Raw genomic sequence first — 21113 nt, 5'->3', positions numbered from 1 at the left:
AACTTATTTCTTCACGTCGAGCGGCATCTCAACACGGGTCAGGAAGCCCGCATCAAAGGCATCTTCGCATTTCACTTCAGCGGGCAGGCCCATATAGGTATTGACCAGATCGACCGAGGCGCAGGCCTTGGTCATATCGATCGCGCCGATGCCGTTGTCTTTGAAATTCTGCGTCTTCATCAGATCAAGGCCGAGCTGCATATTGGCGCTGAGCGCGACTTCATCGATCTCCGGCACGGCCTTTTTATAGATCGCCATGGCGGCTTCCGGGTCGTTCATCACGTCCTGCCATCCTTTGTAAGAGGCCTCAAGGAAACCCTTCAGCGCATCGGGGCGGTCCTTCATGGTAGCGTCAGAGGCCATGATCGACATCGCATAAAGCTCAAAGCCGTAGTCGGCCCAGTTCAGCGAGACGACTTTGCCCTCGCCCACGGCTTTTTCGGCCATCGGGAAGCCGGTGGTGTAATCGGTCACCGCATCGGCGCGGCCTTCGGCCAGGGCTGCGTATTTCGCCGTCGGCTCAATGTTGACCCAGTTGATGTCGTTCACATCGAGATTGTTGATGCGCGCGAAAGCCGGCCACATCAGGCGCTGGCTGTCACCTGCCGGGGCACCGATGGTTTTGCCTTTCAGATCCGCCGGGGTGGTGATGGCGCTGTCGGCTTTCGAGAAAAAGTTCATCGGCGAGCTGTCGAAGATGATGCCGACCACTTTCACCGTGGTGCCGCGGGCGCGCGAGCCGATGATGACGGCGGCATCCGCCAAGCCCGCATCGGCGCGGCCGGTATCGACCTTGGCAATCGAGTCGCCCGAGCCTTTTGAGCTCTCAAGCGTCACATCAAGGCCCTTCTCGGCGTAATAGCCCTTCTCTTTGGCAACCCAATAGGCGGCGTGATCGCCGACCGGGAACCAGTTCATTGCGAAGGTGAACTTTTCGGCCGAAAACGCAGGCGCTGCGGCCAGGGCCGCCATCATCGCCACGGAAGTCAGGAGAGCATTTTTCATTATCTTCAGTCCCTGTTGGTTAGAGGTGGCTCAGGCTTCGTTCCCCTCGGCCCAGGGGGCGAGGATGCGCGAAAGAAGACCGACGGCGGCAAAAAGCACGAGGCCGATCAGCGAGATATAGATGAGCGCCGCAAAGGCTAGCGCCGTGTTCATCGAGCTTTGCGAGGTGACAATCACATAGCCAAGCCCGTTCTGAGAGGCGACGAATTCCCCCACAATCGCGCCCACAACGGCAGAGGTTGCCGTCACTTTCAGGGCCGAGAGGATATAGGGATAGGCATTTGGAATGCGGATCTTCAGAAAGACCTTCCACTTCGGGGCCGAAAAGACCCAGCCCAGATCGATCATGTCATGATCAATCTGGCTCAGGCCCACGGCGGTATTGATCACGACCGGGAAAAACCCGATCAGCGCGCCCATAAGGATATTCGGAAAAATCCCATAGCCCACCCAGATCAGGAAAAGCGGCGCAATGGCTACTTTGGGCAGGGTGTTGAGAAAGACCAGAAAAGGCATCAGCGCACGGTTGATCACCGGCGACCAGGCCACGAGGCAGCCCAGGAACACCCCGCTGACTGCGGCCAGCAGAAAGGCCCCGATGATGGCGACGCCGGTTGCCCAGATATGGCCCCACCAGCGGATGGTGGGATCAAACATCGCATCCAGCACCGAAGCCGGAGAGGGCAGAAGGTAGGGGCGCAGTCCCCCGAAGGTCACTGCGGCCTGCCAGGCGGCAATCACCGCCGCAAAAAGCAGCGCCGCCGGCAGATAGTTCAGAAGTTTGTCTTTCATCCGGCCCACCCTTACGCCAGCCAGCGCTCAAGATTGGCGCGCACGAAGGCGTCATCGGCCAGATCGGCGTGAAGCCGCGAGACGCGGGTCAGCTCTTCCGCCTGACCCGGCGACAGGCCCTCTGCCGGATCAAGGCACCAGATGCCCTCCAGCAGACCCTGGCGGCGCAGGATCTCATGGCAGCCCGCGATGCAGCCGTGGAAGTTGTTGGCCACGTCAAAGAAGGCCGAGTTGCAGTCGGTCACCCGGGCGTCGAGGCCCAGAAGCGCGTCGCTGACCGCGCCTTTGCCCGCCTCTTCACGGCAGCGGTTGAAAATTTCAACCGCGCCTTTGGTCCAGACCGACCAATGGCCCAGAAGCCCTCCTTTGAAACGCATGGTCACCGGTTGCCCATCGCGCATCACCGTAAAGGGTGTCACCAGGTCCAGGACGATGTGATCGTCATTGCCGGTGTAAAGCGTGACTTTGTTCTCAGCCCCTGCCGCCACAATGCCGCGCACCACATCGATGGTTTTATAGCGGTTGAAGGGGGCGACTTTGATCGCCACGACATTCGGGATCGCCGCAAAGCGTGCCCAGAAATTCGCATCCAGATGCAGGCCGCCCACGGCCGACTGCAGATAAAAGCCGATCAGGGGGATCTCCGCCGCCACCGCTTCGCAATGCGCAATCAGCTGGTCTTCCGACTGACCTTTCAGCGCCGCAAGCGACAGCAGACCGGCGTTATAGCCAAGGGAAACGGCAACCTTCGCTTCCGCCACCGCCTGAGCGGTCGGGCCGGCAAGTCCCGCCACCATGGCCAGCTGCCGGTCAGTCCAGGCCGCAGCGGTTTCAGCGGCCAGCGAGAGGACGCGGTCGTAAAGGCCGACCTCACGAATGGCGAACTGCGTGGTATGCACCCCCACCGCCAGACCGCCCGAGCCTGCATCGAGGTAATAGCGGGTTAGCGCCCGCTGGCGGCGCTCATCCAGTTCACGCGCCGCAGTCAGTGCCAGCGGATGGGCCGGGATGACCGTGCCTGCACGCAACAGATCAAGGGCCGCTTTTTGAACGTCAGGGCTGGCTTTGCCGGTCATCTTCAGGGACTCCGCTCGGGCGAGAAAGCCGTAAAGGCTTTTAAATTCAGTCGTTTATAGAAGGTCAGCCCCGGGGGGGCCTGACCGGGGGCTGTCTCAGAACGCGCCCGTGCGGGCCTCAAACTTCGTGGGCTTGTTATAGGCGACTTCGCCGCGGGCCACCCAGTCGGCCACCCAGTCCAGCATCGCGCCCAGCGGCACCGAAGGATAGCCAAAGAGGGTATTGGCCTGAGCGGTATTGGTCAGCCAGGCCGTCGAAGGCTCTGCCCCCACGAGTTTCGGCTCAACCCCAAGGCGGGCGGCAAGCTCAGTCACCAGCCAGCGCAGCGACAGGGTTTCCGGGCCCGAGCAGTTGATCGGCGAGGTCACTTCGGTGGTATGGGCAAGGCAGCGCAGCGCCTGGGCATTGGCATCGCCCTGCCAGATCACATTGACATGGCCCATGAGCGAAAGATCGATCACCGTCCCCGCCTTGATCCGCGAGGCCAGATCGTAAAGCACGCCGTAGCGGCAATCGATCGCGTAGTTCAGGCGGAAAATCCGGCCCGGCGTGCCATGTTTGCGCGAGAAATGCTCAAACATCCGCTCACGGCCGAGGCAGGACATTGCATATTCGCCGCGCGGCTCGGCCGGCTGGCTTTCCAGCGCACCGCCCTGAAACACGTCCACCAGCGGATAGACATTGCCGGTCGAGAAGGCGACGATCCGGCTGTCTTTGAAGGTTTCCGCCACCATGGCGGGCACATGGGTGTTCATCGCCCAGGTCAGCGCCTGATTGCCCGAAGCGCCGAATTTCATCCCCGCCATGAAGATGACGTTTTTGCACTTCGGCAGCGCGGCCAGCGCTTCGGCATCCATCAGATCGGCTTTGATCGTCTCAATGCCCCAGGACTGCAGGCGGGCGACCAGATCCGGCTCGCTGAAGCGTGCCACACCGATCACGCGCTTTTCGGGGGCGGCACGTTTGGCCATCCGGGCAAGGGTCGGGCCCATTTTGCCGGCCACGCCGAGGATCAGGATATCGCCGTCCACCCGCGCCAGATCTGCAATCAGCGCCTCATCGGGGCGGGTCATGAAGTCTTCGAGATCTTCGACGGTCTCAAAGCGCGCGGGCAAAACGGATGTCGCGGTCACGGTGGCGTCCCTTTCCGGTCGCAACTTCGGGGCGACCCTGATGTTCGTCATACCCTCACGCTAGCGAGAGGAAACGGTGATTTCAACTATTTAGTTGAAATTTAACGTAGCGAAACATCAGACGGGAGGAAGTGATTGAAATTTATGCAAAATACAGGTGCGAAACAGGGACTGTGCCGCCTGAGAAACGGGCGTTTCAGGCGCGAAGGCCTTTCAGCACCATGGTGACGATATGGCTGCGATACGACTCAATCACCGCCGGATCGGCAAGGTTGCGCCCGAAGATAGCTGACATGGTTTTGCCATTGGCGAAGTAAAAGAAAGTCATCCCGGCGATCGAGATATAAAGCTCCAGCGGATCCACACCCTTGCGGAAGATTCCCTGAGCCTCGCCGTCGCGCAAAGTGGCCCCGATCATCGAGATCAGCGGCGAATTGGTGGCCAGCATGGTTTCGGCGTTTTGCATATGCGGCGCGCCCATGGCGTTTTCATCCGCCAGCATGCGGATGAATTCATTGTGCTGCGCCAGATAGTTCAGCGAAAAATCGATCAGTCGGGTGATCGCTTCCTCCGGGGGCAGGGTGCGCAGATCCAGTTCGCGTTCTTTCAGGCGGATCTCGCTGTAAATCGCCTCAAGTGCCGCGCGGTAGAGATCATCCTTCGAGCCGAAGTAATAATACACCAGCTGCTTATTCAGCCCCGAGCGGCGCGCGATGCTGTCGATCCGTCCGCCATTATAGCCCGCTTCGGCAAATTCTTCGCGTGCGGCGGTCAGGATCTGCTCGCGCGCAGCGGGGTTCTGCCCGCGGGCGGTGCGGTTCTGGCTTCTGGGCATCGGCGGCTCCGCAATGGATCTGAGGCATGAGGAGATAGCGGCGCGGGGTCAGCCTGTCCAGAACTTCGCAGCCCGACAGAGGTGCGGCCGCCCTCCAAAGGGATCAGGCCAGGCGATTTTTCTTGACCTGCGTCCGGTGGTCTTTCCTGATGGATGCGTTATCGATGGCGCTTCAGCCCTCCGGCAGGTGAGTATGAGTTCAGATTTTCAGGATGTTTTCCGCGCCGCTCCGCCCTTTGGCGGCACCAGCATGTTTGACGTTGGTGCTCAGCGTGACCACGGAGGTGCGACATGACCGCGACCACGCAGATCTCCCGCAGGTTTCTTTTGGGCAGCAGCGCCGCTCTGGCCCTGAGCACGTTTTTGCCCCGTTCCGCCCTGGCCGCTGAGGGCTATTGGAGCCCGCTTCGGGCCCCTTCGGATCGGAAGGACCGTATCGTTCACAGCGGCCACAGCCTGACCGACAGTTACCTCCACCCCGGTCCCTGGCCTGGCACCATGCGTCTGCTGACCGAAGATATCGGCGTGCGCAGCCCCGACCGGCGCCATATCAAATCCACGATCCCCGGCTCTCCGATCATCTGGCGGTGGGACAATCCGACGGATCCGGGCACCGATGCGCGCCGCGATATAGCAAATTTCAAGACCCTGGTGATCACAGAGGGGGGGCCTCCGGCCAGAGTTCAGCCGCAGCAGCAGAACGACTATATGGTTCAGTCGCTGGATTATCTGTGCCGCTTTACCGCCAATGCGCTGAAAAACGGCGATGAGGGCAGGGGATGCCGGGATATCCTGCTGTGGTCGATCTGGCCCTCACTGACCCTCTGGCGCCCGCAGGGTAACAAAGAGTGGCAGGAGTTTCCCGACTTCCGGGCCGCCTTGCCGGAATATGGCCGCAGCTTTGAGTTCATGGCGGCCTATGCGGCCTGGAAAATGCGCAGCTTTTTCCCTGATCTGCCTGATGACTGGCGGATCCGGGTGATCCCGGGGCACAAATGGATGGAGCGTGTCTGGGATGCGGTGCCTGCGGGTGAGATGCCGGGCATCCGCCGGATCGAAGAGCTTTTTGTCGATGACATTCATGCCAATGACATCGGCGGCTATGGCCTGGCCTGTCTGGTGGTGAGCTGCCTTTATCAGCGCAATCTGAGTGAAAGGCGCAGGCTCTTCCGCGTCGATGGGGTCAGTCCGGAGCTGCGCGACTGGTGTACCCGGACGGCCTGGGAGATCCTGAAGGACTATGCCCCGGCCGGGATGGGGGGGCAGACAAGTGCGGGGCTGTTGTGGGACCCCGAAAAAATGCCCGATCCGCTGCCCGACTGGCGACCGCCGACCGATTGAAAAGACCGCCCCCCGCGCTGAAGCGGGGCGCGGTCCTGTCCTTGTTGTCTCAGATCAGCGCGAGGCTCAGGACCGGAAAGAAAGCCAGCACCAGAAGGACAAGGATCATCACGCTGATGAAGGGGATGGTGCCCATAAAGACCTTCTCCACCCCGATCGACGGATCATTCAATGTGTTGTGCACCGTAAAGACCGAGATACCGAAGGGCGGCGTCAGCAGACCGATCTCAACCGCCAGCACCGTGAGCACGCCGAAATGGATCAGGTTAAAGCCAAAGCCATCGGCAATCGGGGCCATGATCGGTACAACGATCAGCAGGATCGAGGTGCTGTCGAGGATCATCCCCAGAGCGATGATCAGAAGGATATACATCGCCAGAAACCCCGTCGCGCTGAAGCCGCCGTCGCGGATCAGCCCGGCAATGCCATTGGGCAGCCCCGCCACGGAGAGCATCCGGCTGTAAAAGCTCGCCGCGATCAGCAGAAAGAGGATCGAGACCGAGATTGCGCCCGTCTGACGAATGATCTCCCAGGTTTTCTGCCGCGTCAGGCTGCGGCGCATCAGGGCGATGATCAGCGCGCCGAAGGCCCCCACACCACCGGCCTCAGTCGGGGTGAAATAGCCCGAATAAAGCCCGCCGAGCACCAGAAACACCAGAGCCGCGATCGGCAGAAGCCTGGCCAGCATCTCCCGGCCCGACATCCCGGTCTCCTGAGGCCCCGCCTGCCGGCGTTGCCGGGCAGCCTCGGGGTTTTCATAGACAAACCCGGGGGTAAAACGGGCCATGGTCATGATGACCACTACAAAGCCAAGGGCCAGCATTGCCCCCGGGATCACCCCGGCAATAAAGAGCGAGCCGATCGAAACCTCTGCCAGCACCCCGTAAACGATCATCAGAAGCGATGGCGGGATCATCATTCCGAGAATTGACGATCCTGCCACGGTTCCGGCCGCAAAAGCGGTGCGATAGCCGTGCTGGCGCATCTCGGGCACCGCCACGCGGGTAAAGACCGCAGCCGAGGCGATGGAGACCCCGGTCACAGCCGCAAAGACGGTATTGGCCGCCACGGTGGCGACCCCCAGCCCGCCCAGAAGGCGGCGAAGCAGGACCTCTGCCACGGCAAAGGTGTCACGCCCGACATTCGAGGCGCTGACGAGGAGCCCCATCATCACAAAAAGCGGAATGGTCGCAAAAAGGTAATCCGCAATGCCGTTCCAGGCGGTCAGATCCAGAAGCCGGAAGGCCAGATCGATATTGCCGCGCAGGATCCAGATCCCGAGGAAGCCCACGAGGATCAGGCCAATGGCAATATGCATCCCCAGAAGGATCAGCACGACCAGAAGTGCGATGAGCAAAAGCCCGATGGTCAGAGAGGTCATGCCCGCGCTCCCGTTGCGATGCGAAAGGCGCCCAGAAGCGCTGCCAGCATGCCAAAGACGGCCCCGAGGGTCATCAGCCAGCGGAAGGGCCAGATCGGAATGGTAAAGACGCCCTGAACGCCGAAGAATTCATTGCTGGTGAAGGTGCCAAGACTCTCGCCCCAGCCGCCAAAGGCGATCAGCCCGCAGACGAGGGCGGCGCAGAGCATGAAGAACACCTTCATCGCGCGCCGAAGCAGCAGGCTGCGCGCACCGATAAGCTGCAACAGCAGATCGGCACGGGTCAGGCGGTCGCTCAGAATTGCGCCTGCCAGTTGCAAAAAGACGATTGCCACCACCGAGCGGCCCGCAATTTCCGCGACCCCCACAATCGGGCTGTTGAGAAAACTGCGTCCGATCACATCGGCCACAATCAGGAACATCAAAAGGAAGGTCCAGACCGAACCGGTGGCAGAGAGAACCTCTGCCAGCCGGTCCGCCGGCCCGCCCTCAACCGGGCCGGGTTCGGGGGTATCATCCATCTTGCGTAAACCGCATCTTCATTTCAGCTTTTAAAGCCCCGCATCCCAGTCGCGCAGCGGCGTGACCCCGCGCGCGCGCAGCTCGCTCATATAAGCCTTCAGAACGGCCTTACCGGCGTCGCCGGTCTGGCCGATCCAGGGCTCAATGATATTGGGCAGGGTGTTCACCCAGGCAGCTTTTTCCTCAGCCGGAAGCTCTGCCACTTTCAGACCGGCGGCCTGCATATCGACCATGGCTTTCGCGGCCAGCTGGGTGACATATTCGCCATGTGCTTTTGAGGTCACCGGACCGGCGGCCAGGAAGGCCTGCTGCACCGGCTCGGGCAGCGACTGGAAGAACCTTTCATTGGCCGCGATCGAGCCGAAATACATCGAACCCGCACCGACCTTCGTCAGATGGGGTGCCACCTCATAAACCCGGGTCGGCAGGATACCCGAGGCAAAAGACAGCGCGCCTTCGGTCACTCCGGTCTGGATATTGGTGTAATAGGTGGTCAGCGCGCCATCAACCGGGGTGGCTCCGGTTCCGCTCAGCCAGTTGGCTGAGGTGCCCGGGGCATTGATTTTGCGGTTCTTCAGATCCGCCAGGCCGGTAATCGGGAAGTTTGAGTAGATGTCATAGCTGTCGGTAATCAGCGAGGACAGATGCCGCATGCCCTGAGCCTTCCAGCTCTCGGCAAGCTCGGGCAGTTCCACATTCAGCTTGTCGAAAATATCGATGAGCATCATGTGGTCGTCGGTGGCGAAGGGGGCAAAATAGGTCACATTCTGCAGGGGCATGGTGGCCCCCTCCCAGACGGTGCCGACCATGCCGACATCGACGATGCCGTCTTTCACGGCCGCGCGGGTGTCGGTGAATTTGTAAAGCGTGCCGCCATAGGCCTCGACCCAGTTGATCTTATACTCGCCTTTCTCGGCAAGAATGCGATCCACTTCGGGCTGGAAGCCATTTTTCATGGCATAGACCCAGATATTGGCCTCAGGGTGGCTGGAGCCGATATTCACGGTCACGCTTTGTTGGGCGTAGGCTGCGGTGCCGAGCAGCAGGGCCACGGCGAAAGTCAGTTTAGCAGGCATCGTTTATCCTCCCAGATCCGGATGCACAGGTCTTTCTCAGTCGCTCAAAACCCCCATGGCGCGCAAAATGCGCTCAGGCGTCATAGGCATCTGCAAAATGCGCCCGCCGCTGGGGCGGATCGCATCATTGATGGCATTCATCACCGCAGCCGGCGCACCGGCCGTCCCGGCCTCTCCCGCGCCTTTGGCGCCGAGCAGCGATTCCGCGGTCGGTGTTTCCACATGGGCGATCTGCATGTCCGGCATTTCCACCGCCATCGGCACCAGGTAATCCGCCATCGAGCCGTTCAGAAGCTGGCCATAGTCGTCGTAGAGACATTCCTCAAAGAGCGCGCCGCCCAGACCCTGGACGATCCCGCCGCGGATCTGTTCATCGACCAGCTGCGGGTTGATGACGCGGCCGCAGTCTTCGACGCACCAGTGCTTCAGCAGCTTCACAAAGCCCGTGTCGCGGTCCACCTCGACATAAGAGGCCTGAGCGCCATTGGTGAAGGCGAAGGGGTAATCCATGGTGATGAAATGGCGCGTCTGCACCAGTTCACGCGGCAGGCCTTTCGGCAGCGTATCGCCCCGGAAATAAACCACGCGGCCCAGCTCGCTGAGCGGCATCCGCACAGCACCGCCCTCGCGGTCGACGATCTGCCCCTCGTGGACGGAGAGGCTTTCGGGCGCGCATTGCAGCATGGCCCCCGCCACCTCCAGGATCGCCCCCTTTAGCGCAATCGCCGCCTGAAGCGCCGCTTCACCGCCGATGCCTGCCCCGCGCGAGGCCCATGTGCCGCCGCCATAGGGGGTGACCTGAGTGTCGCCGGTGATGACGCGGACCTGATCGGGGCGCACGCCCACGCCCTCGGCCACCACCTGCGAGAGCATCGCCTCGGTGCCCTGGCCCTGTTCGGTTACACCCGAGAGCACCACGACCGAGCCGTCGGGGTCCATCCGCACCGTCGCCCCGTCCTGGGCCGAGATGCGGGCACCGCCGATGCCATACATGAAGGGGCTGGGATTGGTCAGTTCAATGAAGCTCGCAAGGCCGATACCGCGCCAGATGCCCTTTTCCCGGGCCTCTGCCTGATCGCGGCGCAGGGCCTCATAATCCATCATTTCCAGTAGCTTATCCATCGTCGCCTGATGCGACAGCCCCTCAAAACGCATATTGGCGGGCGAGGTGACCGGATAGGCGTCATCGGCAAAGAAGTTCCGCCGACGGATCTCGGCGGGGTCCATATTCAGCGCCTCTGCGGCCAGATCGACCAGCCCTTCGGTCACCGCCGTGGCGATCGGATGGCCCACGGCGCGATACTGGCAGGTCGGCGCTTTGTTCTGCAGCACCACCGAGGTCCGCGCGCGGTAATTGGCGAAATCATAGGGCCCGCCGCAAAGGTTCACGACCTGGTTGCCTTCAATCGCCGAGGTGCGCGGATAGACCGAATAGGGGCCGATTCCGGTCCAGTCGTCGATATCAAAGGCGAGGATTTTTCCGGTCTCATCTACGGCGATGCGACCATCAATCTCATGGTCGCGGGCGTGGATATCCGAGACGAAACTCTCCAGCCGGTCGGCGATGAATTTCACCGGACGGCCCATGACTTTCGCGATGGCCGCGGTGGCCACTTCGTCTGGATAGACGTGGACCTTGATCCCGAAAGAGCCGCCGACGTCGTTGCAGATCACCCGGACCTTTGATTCCGGAAGACCCAGATGCGTGGCCAGCACCGTCTGGATCATATGCGGGGCCTGGGTGCCCTGCCAGACCGTCAGCTGCCCCTCAGCGGCGTTCCAGTCTGCCAGGCAGCCGCGCGGCTCCAGCGTGACGCCGGTGTGACGGCCGGTCTTGAAACTGGCCGAAATGACCTTGTGGGCGCTGGCGAAAGCCGCTTCCACATCGCCCTGCACATGCTCGCGCCGGAAGGCGAGGTTATCGCCCAGCTCCGGGTGAATGACCGGGGTTTCGGCATCAAGCGCGGTGCGGATCTCCGTCACCACCGGCAGTTCTTCATAATCGATGTTCACCAGGGCTGTGGCAGCTTCTGCCTCTGCGCGGCTGTCGGCCACGACGGCTGCCACCGGCTCACCGACCCAGCAGGTGCGCCCGATGGCCAGGGCGTGCTGGGGCGCGGATTTCAGCCCCTTCAGATGCGCCAGAACCGCGACCCAGGGGGTGCAATGCGGCGCCAGATCCGCGCCGGTGAAAATCGCGCGGACGCCTTCACAGGCAAGGGCTTCCGCCGTGTCGATGGCGGTGATCTTCGCGTGCCCCCAGGGCGAGCGCACGAAGGCCACATGCAGCATGCGCGGCAGCGAAAGATCATCCACATAGCGGCCACGGCCCTGCACCAGGCGCGGTGCATTGGGGCGCGGGACGGTGCGGCCGATATAGCTGTTCGGACGGTCGGGATTGCCGAAATCAATGCTCATTTCACGGCCTCCGCCCGGGCGCGGGCCACATTTTCCACGGCGTCGATGATGGCCTCATAACCGGTGCAGCGGCAGTAGTTGCCCGAGAGATGATCGCGGATTTCAGCGCGGGCAGGCACGCCGCCGCGCTGCAGAAGATCGGCGGCGGTGGCCAGCATCCCCGGCGTGCAGAAGCCGCATTGCAGCGCATTGCGTGCTACAAATTCGGCCTGGAGATCGGCGATCACGCCGCGCTCGGTCAGCCCCTCAATCGTTTCGACCTCCATACCATCGGCCTGGGCCGCCAGCATCAGACAGCCGCGGATGATCTCCCCGTTGACGCGCAGGGTGCAGGCTCCGCAGACCCCGTGCTCGCAGCCGATGTGAGAACCGGTCAGCCCCAGTTCCTCGCGCAGAAAATCGGTCAGATGCTGGCCGACGCGCACACGCGCTTTGACTTTTTCGCCGTTCACGGTCAGGCGGATCGGCGCTTCCGTTTGAAAATGATCGGACATTATGCGTGATCCTTCAGGCAGCGGGAGAGCAGAACCCGGGCCAGATGGCCCCGATAAGCGGCAGAGGCATGGGCGTCGTTTTGCGGCTCAATGTCGCCGGACAGGGCCTCAAGCGCCCCGGCGGTATCGCCTGCGTCCAGCGCCGCCATGACCCCGCGGGCCAGAAGAGGACGCGGACCGGTGCCGAAAAAGGCGATCCGATGCGCGCCCCCGCGTTTTACGAAAGCCAGACCGGCGAGGGCAAAATCCCCCGCGCGGCGGGAGAGTTCGCGGATGTCATAGGTCTCATCCGCCCCGGCAAGGGGAAGAGAGATCGCGGTCACAATCTCATCGCTGCCAAGATCCGTCACAAAGACGTCCTGGAAGAAGTCATCGGCCGCGACCTCACGTTCGCCCTCCGGCCCGGCGATGCGGATCCGCCCGTCCAGCGCCAGTACGCAGGCGGGAAGTTCCGCCGCCGGATCTGCATGCGACAGCGATCCGCCGATGGTGCCGCGGCTGCGGATGGCCTTATGGGCGATCAGCGGCACGGCGCGCTGTAAAAGCGGGGCATGTTCAGCAATCAGAGCATTCCGGCCAAGTTCCGCATGGCGCGTCAGCGCGCCGATCACCAGGCGGTCCCCCTCAACCCGGATGCCCTGCAGCGCCGCAATGCCGTTGATGTCGATAAGCCGCGTATCCCCCGCAAGGCCCATGTTCATCGCCGCCATCAGGCTCTGGCCTCCGGCGATGACCTTTGCCTCGCCCTCCGCCTCTGCCAGCCACGCCGTGGCCTCGGCAATCGTCGATGCGCGGGCATAGCCCGCCAGCGTCGGTTTCATTCGTCCCCTCCCTCAACGGCGGGGCGTGGTCTCTCCTCCCCACGTCCTGCCGCTTGTCTTTAGTGAGCAGATGCTCTCTAACTTGCAATTAGCTGGCCAGGCGCCCGCGCTGTCAAGACAATTCGAAGGTGAACCGAAGGGAGCCTGATCCGGATCATGACTGCCCACCCCACGCCCCGACCCACGCCCCCCCGCCGCCGCATGGCCCCCGAAGACCGCCGCCGGCAGATCCTTGCGGGGGCGGTCAGCTATTTCGCGGAAGTGGGGCTTTCAGGGAATACGCGGGATCTTTCGCAGCGGCTGGGGGTCACGCAGTCCCTGATTTTCAAGCATTTTCCAACCAAGACCGCGCTGCAGGAAGCGGTCTATGAACAGGTCTTTCTGAGCCGGATTGAGCCGCATTGGCCCGCGCTGATCCGTGACCGCAGCCGCCCGCTGCTCGCGCGGCTGGAGCAGTTCTACACCGAATATACCCGGGCGATCTTCACCTATGAGTGGATGCGGATCTTCATGTTTTCAGGCCTGGAGGGGGCAGAGCTGAACCGGCGCTACCTTGGCCATCTGCAGCAGGTGATCCTGTCGCCGATGCTGGAGGAGCTGAACGCCGCGATTGCGCCTGAGGTGGCGGGACCTGAGGATATCTGGCGGCTGCACGGCAGCATCATCTATATCGGGATCCGTCGCTTCGTCTATCAGACGCCCACCCCGCAGGATGAGGGGCCCGCCGTTCTCGACAGCGTGGCGCATTTCCTTGGCCGCTGGCCAGGGCTGGTCTGAGGCGTCCCCCCGCGACCGGCGCGGAGGGACGATGAGCTTTCAGCCGAAAACTTTGGTCAGCGCCACATCAATCGCATTGGTGATGCGGTCGATTTCCTCGGCCGTCACCGTCAGCGCGGGCGAGAGGCAGAGCGTGTTGTTAAAGCCCGGCAGCGAGCGGTTGGTCGCACCAATGATCACGCCCTGGGCGAGACATTCGGCCACCACGGCCTGAGCCTGTTTTTCGTCAACCGGCTCTTTGGTGGTGCGGTCTTTCACCAGCTCAGCCCCAAGGAAGAGGCCAAGGCCCCGCACATCGCCAATGACGGCATGCTTTTTCTGCAGCGCCTTCAGGTTCGCCATGCAGCGCGCGCCCATGGCGGTGGTGTTCTCCAGCAGGCCCTCTTCTTCGATGATGCGCATGTTTTCCAGCGCCGCGACCGGGCCCGAGGTGCAGCCGCCGAAGGTCGAGATATCGCGGAAATAGCTCATGCTGTCGGAGGGATCTTCTTTGAACAGATCAAAGACCCGCTCGGTCGTCACCGTGCAGGAGATCGCCGCATAGCCCGAGGCCACACCCTTGGCCATGGTCACGAAATCGGGCTGGATGCCATATTGCTGATAGCCAAACCACATGCCCGTCCGGCCCAGACCGCAGACCACTTCGTCGATATGCAGAAGGATGTCATACTGACGGCAGATTTCCTGCACCCGCTCCCAATAGCCCTTCGGCGGCACGATCACACCGCCACCTGCGGTCACCGGCTCAAGGACGATGGCGCCCACGGTATCGGGGCCTTCGCGCAGGATCACCTCTTCGATGGCGTCCGCCGCGCGGCGGCCATAATCCTCAACATCCCACTGCTTGCGATACTCAAGGCAATGCGGGACCGGAACAAAACCCTCCGGGTAGGGGCCATATTGCTCGGCACGCTGCGGCTGGCCCGAGGTGGCAAGGGTGCCGATGGTGGTGCCGTGGTAATCCCGCTCACGGTAGAGGATCTTCCACTTTTTGCCGCCGTGCTTGCGGTGCGCGATCTGGCGCACCATCTTATAGACCTTCTCATTGGCCTCCGAGCCGGAGTTTGAGTAATAGACCCGGCTCATACCCGGCATCTTCTCAATCAGCTTCTCCGCAAAGAGCGCGGCGGGAACGTTGCCCGCAGCCCCGGCATAATAATTCAGCTTGATCAGCTGATCGCGCACCGCATTGGCAATGCTTTCGCGGCCGTAGCCCACATTGACCGTCCAGACCCCGCCCGAGACGGCGTCGAGAAACTCACGCCCCGTGGCGTCCCAGAGTTTCAGGCCCTTACCTTCGACGAAGACGCGCGGGTCGGTGGTCTCATATTGCTTATGCTGGCTCAGGTGATGCCAGACATGCGCCTTATCCGCCGCCACGACCTGCGAGAGGTCGTTCTTCTTATAATCCAGATCCATCAGTTTCTCCTCCCGCAAAGGGGCTCATTCGCTGTGCTTGCGCGACAGCAGATCCATGTGAAAAGCCGCGTCGAGGTTATGCATATAGCCCTCGGCGCAATCCATGTGGTGGCGCATAACAGAGGCGAGCGCGGCCCGGTCATTGCGCCGGAGCGCATCAAGCAGGTCGCGGTGTGCCTCAATATTGTGCTGCCCGAATTCATGATGCTCCCGCATGCTGCCGGTGCGTTTGGTCACCAGATCGCGCAGCATGGCATTGAGAAAGCGACACATCAGCGCGAGAATCGGATTGTCGCAGATCTCGCACAGAATGTCGTGAAAGCCGACTTCCACCTGGCGCGCGGTTTTCAGGTCTTCGCGGTGCGCGGCCTGCACGCAGGCGGCGATATTCTCTTCCAGTCGCGCGAAATCAGCCGCGGTGATGCGCCCGGCCACATTTTCGATCAGCATCACCTCAAGGGTTTTGCGCAGATCATAAACGTCTTTGAAATCCAGGTCCTGGAAGTGAAAATACTGCCGCATCTGCCGGATCACGACCTCGGGCGACGTGGCCTGCACCTCCGGCCCGCCGTTGGGCCCGGCCTGCATGATCAAAAGACCCTCCACCTCCAGCGCCTTCAGCGCTTCGCGGATGGTGCCCTTTGAGCAGCCGAAATGCTCCATCAGGTTTTTCTCATGCGGCAGCCGGTCGCCTGGGCCAAGGTTTTCCCTGGCAATCCAGCGGCGAAGTTCTTCTGCGACCTGATCGGAAAGCTTGATCCGCCGGATCGGAGGTTTGCGACCCGCTGCGGCAGCCAGGCTCTCGTCAGGGAGTTCTTGGGTCATCATCGGTCTTCCGGCTGGCGCCCGCGTCGAGCGGATAAATCGGGCGCCTGAGGTTTTTAAAATCAAAGAGACGGAAGTCTGATCCGGTGACTCCGCCTCCGGCAACTTCTACCACAACTTTAGAGAGAGGTTCAAAGACCGGACGGCAATACATGCGTGACTTTAAAAGCAAAACCGAGGCTTCTTCCGGGATCACGCCGACCGAAGTGAAGATCCCGCGATCCCAGGGCTCATGCGCGGTCTCTGCCACCAGGATCTGCGCCTCCGGCGTGCTCAGCAGCGCCACCCGCCCCATCCGGCAGAGCATGCCCGTATAGATCGGCCCGGTGACGGTGTAATCCCCCGAGCCCAGCCGCGTGACCTTTGCCGTCAGGCTCAGCGGCGGGGCAGGGGGGGCGAAGCTTTCCGCAGAAATCTTATTGCCGAGGCTGACGGTGATCTCTGCGCCCTCACCGGCGGCAAAGGCCTGTGCGACCACAGCCGGATCATGGATCGGCCCGGCGACAAGCCCGGTGAAGCCGGCCTCAAGAGCGGCTTTCAGCACATCGATATTGTCGCAGGTGCCGCCCGACATGCAGTTGTCGCCATGATCGAGAAGCAGCACCGGCCCTGCGCCGGGGGCGGAGAGCGCGGCCTGCGCCTCTGCCAGTGAAACCTCCAGCGGCTTTTGATCATAGATAAATTCCGCCCGCCGCGCCCAGATCGCATCGGCGATGCTCTCCAGCGCCGGAGCAGGGTCGTGGCCCGGCTCCGCGAGAGCCACCAGCGACATGCCGGCTTCCCGGATGTCACTGGCCGGAAAGCCGCCAAAGAGGCTGACGTCCACCATTCCGTTTTCTTCGGCCAGAGCGGAGACCGCATCGAGCATATCGCGCATGACGCCGGGGCGTTCGGAATTCATCGGCAGGGTATGGGCGATCAGCGGCAGGGGGATGTGATGCAGGGTCAGGCCCTGCAGCCTCTCGCGCCGCTCCATGGCCTCGCAAAGCCGCTCGCCGGTCTCATACATGTCGATATGCGGATAGCTGAGGTAGCCGCAGATCGCCTGGACACCGGCGGCAAGCGCCTTCGTCACATGGGCATGCAGATCGAGCGCCACGCCGATCGGCACATCGGGGCGGCGCCGGCGCAGACGCGCGATCAGCTCGCCCTCGCCATCCTCATAGCTGCGGGTCACCATGGCGCCATGCAGATCCAGCAGCACCAGATCAATGCTGTCATCCAGATCGGCCAGGATGGTGTCACAAATCAGCTCAAAAGCCTCATCCGCCACCGGACCCGAGGGGTAGGCATGCGCCAGGATCGGGCAGGTGACTTCATAGCCGCGCCGCTCCGCCCAGTCGAGAAAGGCGCCCACCGGGGTCTGTTTGCCCCGCGCCGCCGCCAGGGCCTCTGCCCCGTAAACCGGGCGGAAGGCAGCAAGCGGGGTCGGCAGGGGCGAGAAGGTATTGGTCTCATGGTTGACCTGGGCAATCAGCAGTCGCATGGCTCAGTCAGTTTCCTTTTCCCGCAGCGCTTCGGCGCGGCTGCGATCATAGCCTAAGACCGCCTCAAGAAGCACCTGGGCGCCGGCGGCACATTCGTCAAAAGTGGTGCTTTCCGCCGGGTTATGGCTGAGCCCTCCGGCTGAGGGCACGAAGATCATCGTGGTGGGGGCCAGCCGGGCAATATGCACCGCATCATGGCCCGCGCCCGAGACGATTTCCCGCGCGCTCAGACCCATGCGGGCGGTGGCCTGACGAACGGCGTCAATGCAATCGGGGTCAAAGGCCACTGCCGCGACATCAGAGACCGGCGTCAGAGCCCCGCTCACCCCGGAGGCCGCGAGGATTCGCGCGAAGGCGCTTTGCAGCTCGGCATCCATCGCCGCCAGAACCGCATCCCTCGGGTGGCGCATGTCGATGGTCAGGCGCACCTCGCCGGGGATGACATTGTTCGAATTGGGGCTGACGGTGACATGGCCCACCGTCGCCACCGCATCGGGCGCATGAGCGAGGCCGATGGCATCCACCGCCCGGATGAGATCCGCGGCGGGCAGCAGAGCGTTCTGCCGCATCGACATCGGCGTTGAGCCGGTATGCGCGGCGCGGCCTTCAAAGACCGCCTCATACCAGCGCAGCCCCTGGACGCCGGTGACGATGCCGATGTCTTTGCCCTCGGCCTCAAGGATCGGGCCCTGTTCGATGTGGAGTTCAAACATCGCGCCGATGGGCTGCCCTTTGGGCGGCAGGTCTCCGCGCCAGCCGATGGCCTCGAGTGCGTCGCCGAAAGAGATGCCCTCACTGTCACGCCGCCCGTTGACCTGATCGGCGCTGTAGACCCCGGCAAAGCCCCCCGAGCCAAGCATCGCGGGCGAGAAGCGCGAGCCCTCTTCATTGGTCCAGTTCACCACCATCAGCGGGGCTTCAGTCTCAAGCCCCGCGTCGTTCAGGGTGCGAATGACCTCAAGGCCCGCCAGAACGCCTAAGACCCCGTCAAATTTCCCGCCCGTGGGCTGGGTGTCGAGGTGGCTGCCCATGGCAATCGGCGGCAGATCGTTGTTTTTGCCGGGGCGGATCGCAAACATATTGCCAAAGAGATCGTGGCTGAGCGTCATGCCCGCCGCTTCCACCGCCTCTTTGAACCAGGCGCGGACGCGGGCGTCTTCCTCGCTCAGCGTCAGGCGGCGGATGCCGCCATCGGGCGTGCCGCCGATCCGGGCCGTCTCCATAAGGCTGTCCCAGAGGCGCTCGCCACGGATTTTCAAATTCGTCATGGTCAGGCTTTGACCCCCAGATAGCGGTCACGGGCATCTTTGTCGCGGATAAATTCCTCGCCCGTGGCGTGATAAACAATGCGGCCTAACTCGATGATATTGTGGCGCCGCGCAAGGGCCGTGCAGACCGCAAGGTTCTGCTCAACCAGAAGAATTGATACCCCCGTGGCCGCGATTTTGCGGATCTGCGAGACGATCTCATCGACGATCACCGGAGCAAGCCCCTCAACCGGCTCATCGAGCATCAGAAGCTTCGGCCCGGTCAGCAGCGCGCGCGCGATCGACAGCATCTGCTGCTCGCCGCCCGACAGCTGGCCGCCGCCGTTCTTCTTCCGCTCTTCCAGGCGCGGGAAGATGGCATAGATATCTGACATCCCCCAGGCCGCACCGCGGCGTTCGGCAATGCGCAGGTTCTCCTCGACCGTCAGCAGCGAGAAGATCCCGCGGTTTTCCGGCACCAGCGACACACCCTGTTTGGCGATGCGAAAGGCGGGCTGCCCTGCCAGATCGCGGCCCTGCAGGCGCACGGCGCCCTGGCCGGGGGGCAGCGCCCCGGCCAGGGCGCGCAGGGTCGTGGATTTGCCCGCTCCGTTACGGCCCAGCAGCGTCACCACCTCACCCTCATTCACACTGAGCGAGACGCCCTGCAGAATATGGCTTTTGCCGTAATAGGCGTGAAGGTTCTCAACCTCGAGAAGCGCGCTCATGCGATGTCCCCCGTGATCATGGAGCCAAGGTAGGCGCTTTGCACATCCGGGTTCTCCCGCACCGCCGCGGGCGGCCCCTCGGTCAGTTTGCGCCCGAGCCGCATCACGGTGATCGTATCGGAGATATTCATCACGATCCCCATGTTATGCTCGATGAAAAGGACGGTGTGATCGCGGCCAAGATCGCGGATCAGCCGCTTCATTTCCTCAATATCCTCAACCCCCATGCCCGAAGTCGGCTCATCCATCAGGATCACCGAGGGCTTTGCCGCCATGGCCATGCCGACTTCCAGGCGGCGCTGCTGGCCGTGTGAGAGTTCCCCTGCCGGGCGATTGTGCACCGCCGTCAGGTTCATCCGCTCCATCACCTCTGCTGCGGTCGCCATGGCGGGGCGATTGGCCTCAGCCATGCGCCAGGGCGCAAGTGCCTGCCAGGGCGTTTTACCCTGGGCCGCAAGCCGCAGGTTTTCAGAGACCGAGAGGGTCGGGAAAAGGCTGGTGACCTGGAAGGACCGCGCGATCCCCTGGCGGACCCGTTCATCATCGCGCAGATTGGTGATATCGGTGCCGTTGAGAAGGATCTGCCCGTGGGAGGGCATCACCCGCCCGGTCAGCGCGTGAAACATCGTCGTTTTGCCCGCGCCATTGGGGCCGATGATCGAATGCACCGAGTTGCGGCGGATATCGAGATCCATATCGGCCAGGGCCACAAATTTGCCGTAGGTGACGCCAAGGCCGCGGGTGGAAAGCGCAATATCAGGGCTCAATGCTCCGCCTCCTTCTTCGCAGGGTTTTGATCTTTCTGGACAATCATCACCCAGAGCTTTTCGATCAGCCCCCAGAGACCCTTTTGCAGGAAGAGCGCGATGCAGACGAGCGCCAGCCCCAGCAGCAGCAGCCAGCGCGGCCAGATCTGCGACAGCACATCGGCCAGGATCATATAGGCCGCAGCCCCAATGACAGAGGCAAAGAGGCTGGTTGAGCCGCCGATGATCGTCATGATCAGGATCATCTCAGAGGTGTGATGCTCAATATTGGCCAGCGGCGCCACACCGATCAGCATGGCTTTCAAAGCCCCGCCATAAGCCGTGACTGCACCGGAAATCGCAAAGGCTGCGGTCTTAAACGCCTTGACCGGAAAGCCGATGGCGGCGGCACGCTCTTCATTGTCCCGCACGGCAATCAGCGTGCGGCCAAAGGTCGACTGCGTGGCCTGCAGCATCACGGCAAAGAGCACCAGGAAAGAGACCGCCACGAAGATATAGAAACTCCAGGCGTCATTCATCGGGCCTGCACCCAGATCCGGGCGCGGCACATCCATCAGCCCGTTATCGCCCCCGGTCAGATCCGAAAAGGTATAGGCCAGGAAGTAGAAAAGCTGCGAGAAGGCCAGCGTCAGCATGACGAAGTAAACGCCCTGCCGCCGGATCGACAGCCACCCCACCAGGGTCGCCACGGCAGCGCCCAGAAGCGTTGCCATGATCAGCACCAGCCAGACCGGCACGCCATAGCGGGTCAGGAAAATCCCCGCCATATAGCTGCCAAGCCCGAAGAAAATGCCCTGACCGAAGGATAGAAGCCCGGTGTAGCCCAGAAGCAGGTTACAGGCCGCCGCGATCAGCGCATAGATCAGCACCTCAGAGGCGAGGATCCCGGAGCGCAGGAACAGAGGCAGCGCCAGCACCGTCAGAAGGGCAAGGCCGAATTGCACGAGGGGACGGTTGATCAAAAGCAT

The 21113-nt window shown here is 62.4% G+C and carries 20 protein-coding genes; 2 read left to right on the top strand and 18 right to left on the bottom strand.

The window, feature by feature from the left end; translation table 11 throughout:
- Nucleotides 1–3 precede the first annotated feature (3 nt).
- From EP867_RS09590 to EP867_RS09570, 5 genes are all read right to left on the bottom strand, one after another.
- The gene (locus EP867_RS09590; protein WP_206616325.1) at nt 4–1005 is read right to left on the bottom strand and encodes an ABC transporter substrate-binding protein; all 1002 of its coding nucleotides are present in this window, start codon (nt 1003–1005) and stop codon (nt 4–6) included.
- A gap of 30 nt (nt 1006–1035) precedes the next feature.
- Nucleotides 1036–1797, bottom strand: a complete 762-nt coding sequence (locus EP867_RS09585; RefSeq protein ID WP_206616324.1) for an ABC transporter permease — start codon at nt 1795–1797, stop codon at nt 1036–1038.
- Nucleotides 1798–1808: 11 nt separating this feature from the next.
- Complete coding sequence (locus EP867_RS09580; RefSeq protein ID WP_128488548.1) at nt 1809–2873, bottom strand: dihydrodipicolinate synthase family protein; 1065 nt, start codon at nt 2871–2873, stop codon at nt 1809–1811.
- A 96-nt stretch (nt 2874–2969) separates the two neighbouring features.
- Nucleotides 2970–4007 carry an NAD-dependent epimerase/dehydratase family protein gene (locus EP867_RS09575; protein ID WP_206616323.1) on the bottom strand — a complete coding sequence of 346 codons (1038 nt, stop codon included), beginning with the start codon at nt 4005–4007 and terminating at the stop codon, nt 2970–2972.
- Between the two features lie 196 nt (nt 4008–4203).
- On the bottom strand, nt 4204–4842 hold the full coding sequence (locus EP867_RS09570) for a TetR/AcrR family transcriptional regulator (RefSeq protein ID WP_128488544.1): 639 nt from the start codon (nt 4840–4842) through the stop codon (nt 4204–4206).
- 291 nt (nt 4843–5133) lie between these two features.
- On the opposite strand from EP867_RS09570, the gene EP867_RS09565 reads away from it, so the two are divergent.
- Nucleotides 5134–6183 carry a hypothetical protein gene (locus EP867_RS09565; protein ID WP_128488542.1) on the top strand — a complete coding sequence of 350 codons (1050 nt, stop codon included), beginning with the start codon at nt 5134–5136 and terminating at the stop codon, nt 6181–6183.
- Between the two features lie 49 nt (nt 6184–6232).
- Here the strand turns inward: EP867_RS09565 and EP867_RS09560 are convergent, their stop codons facing one another.
- The 6 genes from EP867_RS09560 to EP867_RS09535 are packed head-to-tail and all read right to left on the bottom strand — an operon-like array spanning nt 6233 to nt 12895.
- Nucleotides 6233–7564: a TRAP transporter large permease gene (locus EP867_RS09560; protein ID WP_128488540.1), complete on the bottom strand. Its 1332-nt coding sequence runs from the start codon at nt 7562–7564 to the stop codon at nt 6233–6235.
- Nucleotides 7561–8085 carry a TRAP transporter small permease subunit gene (locus EP867_RS09555; protein ID WP_128488538.1) on the bottom strand — a complete coding sequence of 175 codons (525 nt, stop codon included), beginning with the start codon at nt 8083–8085 and terminating at the stop codon, nt 7561–7563. Before EP867_RS09555 ends, EP867_RS09560 begins: the two co-directional genes overlap by 4 nt.
- Nucleotides 8086–8115: 30 nt before the next feature.
- Nucleotides 8116–9162 carry a C4-dicarboxylate TRAP transporter substrate-binding protein gene (locus EP867_RS09550; RefSeq protein WP_128488536.1) on the bottom strand — a complete coding sequence of 349 codons (1047 nt, stop codon included), beginning with the start codon at nt 9160–9162 and terminating at the stop codon, nt 8116–8118.
- Between the two features lie 36 nt (nt 9163–9198).
- The gene (locus tag EP867_RS09545) at nt 9199–11580 is read right to left on the bottom strand and encodes a xanthine dehydrogenase family protein molybdopterin-binding subunit (protein ID WP_128488534.1); all 2382 of its coding nucleotides are present in this window, start codon (nt 11578–11580) and stop codon (nt 9199–9201) included.
- Entirely contained in the window at nt 11577–12074 is a 498-nt protein-coding gene (locus EP867_RS09540) for a (2Fe-2S)-binding protein (RefSeq protein WP_128488532.1), read from the bottom strand. Before EP867_RS09540 ends, EP867_RS09545 begins: the two co-directional genes overlap by 4 nt.
- Complete coding sequence (locus EP867_RS09535; protein ID WP_128488530.1) at nt 12074–12895, bottom strand: FAD binding domain-containing protein; 822 nt, start codon at nt 12893–12895, stop codon at nt 12074–12076. Before EP867_RS09535 ends, EP867_RS09540 begins: the two co-directional genes overlap by 1 nt.
- 156 nt (nt 12896–13051) lie before the next feature.
- On the opposite strand from EP867_RS09535, the gene EP867_RS09530 reads away from it, so the two are divergent.
- Nucleotides 13052–13672, top strand: a complete 621-nt coding sequence (locus EP867_RS09530; protein WP_128488528.1) for a TetR/AcrR family transcriptional regulator — start codon at nt 13052–13054, stop codon at nt 13670–13672.
- Between the two features lie 39 nt (nt 13673–13711).
- Here the strand turns inward: EP867_RS09530 and tpa are convergent, their stop codons facing one another.
- The 7 genes from tpa to EP867_RS09495 are packed head-to-tail and all read right to left on the bottom strand — an operon-like array spanning nt 13712 to nt 21113.
- Nucleotides 13712–15091: a hypotaurine--pyruvate aminotransferase Tpa gene (tpa, locus tag EP867_RS09525; protein WP_128488526.1), complete on the bottom strand. Its 1380-nt coding sequence runs from the start codon at nt 15089–15091 to the stop codon at nt 13712–13714.
- Nucleotides 15092–15115: 24 nt separating this feature from the next.
- Complete coding sequence (locus EP867_RS09520; protein ID WP_128488524.1) at nt 15116–15916, bottom strand: FadR/GntR family transcriptional regulator; 801 nt, start codon at nt 15914–15916, stop codon at nt 15116–15118.
- A complete protein-coding gene (locus tag EP867_RS09515; protein WP_128488522.1) occupies nt 15897–17402 on the bottom strand; it encodes a M81 family metallopeptidase in 1506 nt (501 codons plus the stop codon). Before EP867_RS09515 ends, EP867_RS09520 begins: the two co-directional genes overlap by 20 nt.
- Before the next feature lie 3 nt (nt 17403–17405).
- Entirely contained in the window at nt 17406–18671 is a 1266-nt protein-coding gene (locus EP867_RS09510) for a Zn-dependent hydrolase (RefSeq protein WP_128488520.1), read from the bottom strand.
- 2 nt (nt 18672–18673) lie between these two features.
- The gene (locus tag EP867_RS09505) at nt 18674–19378 is read right to left on the bottom strand and encodes an ABC transporter ATP-binding protein (protein ID WP_128488518.1); all 705 of its coding nucleotides are present in this window, start codon (nt 19376–19378) and stop codon (nt 18674–18676) included.
- On the bottom strand, nt 19375–20145 hold the full coding sequence (locus tag EP867_RS09500) for an ABC transporter ATP-binding protein (protein WP_241656874.1): 771 nt from the start codon (nt 20143–20145) through the stop codon (nt 19375–19377). The genes EP867_RS09505 and EP867_RS09500 overlap by 4 nt, the downstream gene beginning before the upstream one ends.
- Nucleotides 20142–21113 (bottom strand): branched-chain amino acid ABC transporter permease, encoded by a 972-nt coding sequence (locus EP867_RS09495; protein ID WP_128488516.1) that lies wholly within the window; start codon nt 21111–21113, stop codon nt 20142–20144. Before EP867_RS09495 ends, EP867_RS09500 begins: the two co-directional genes overlap by 4 nt.

The organism is Falsigemmobacter intermedius (genome assembly GCF_004054105.1).
In the GTDB taxonomy this organism is placed as follows: domain Bacteria; phylum Pseudomonadota; class Alphaproteobacteria; order Rhodobacterales; family Rhodobacteraceae; genus Wagnerdoeblera; species Wagnerdoeblera intermedia.
This window is presented reverse-complemented; position numbering and strand designations above follow the sequence as displayed.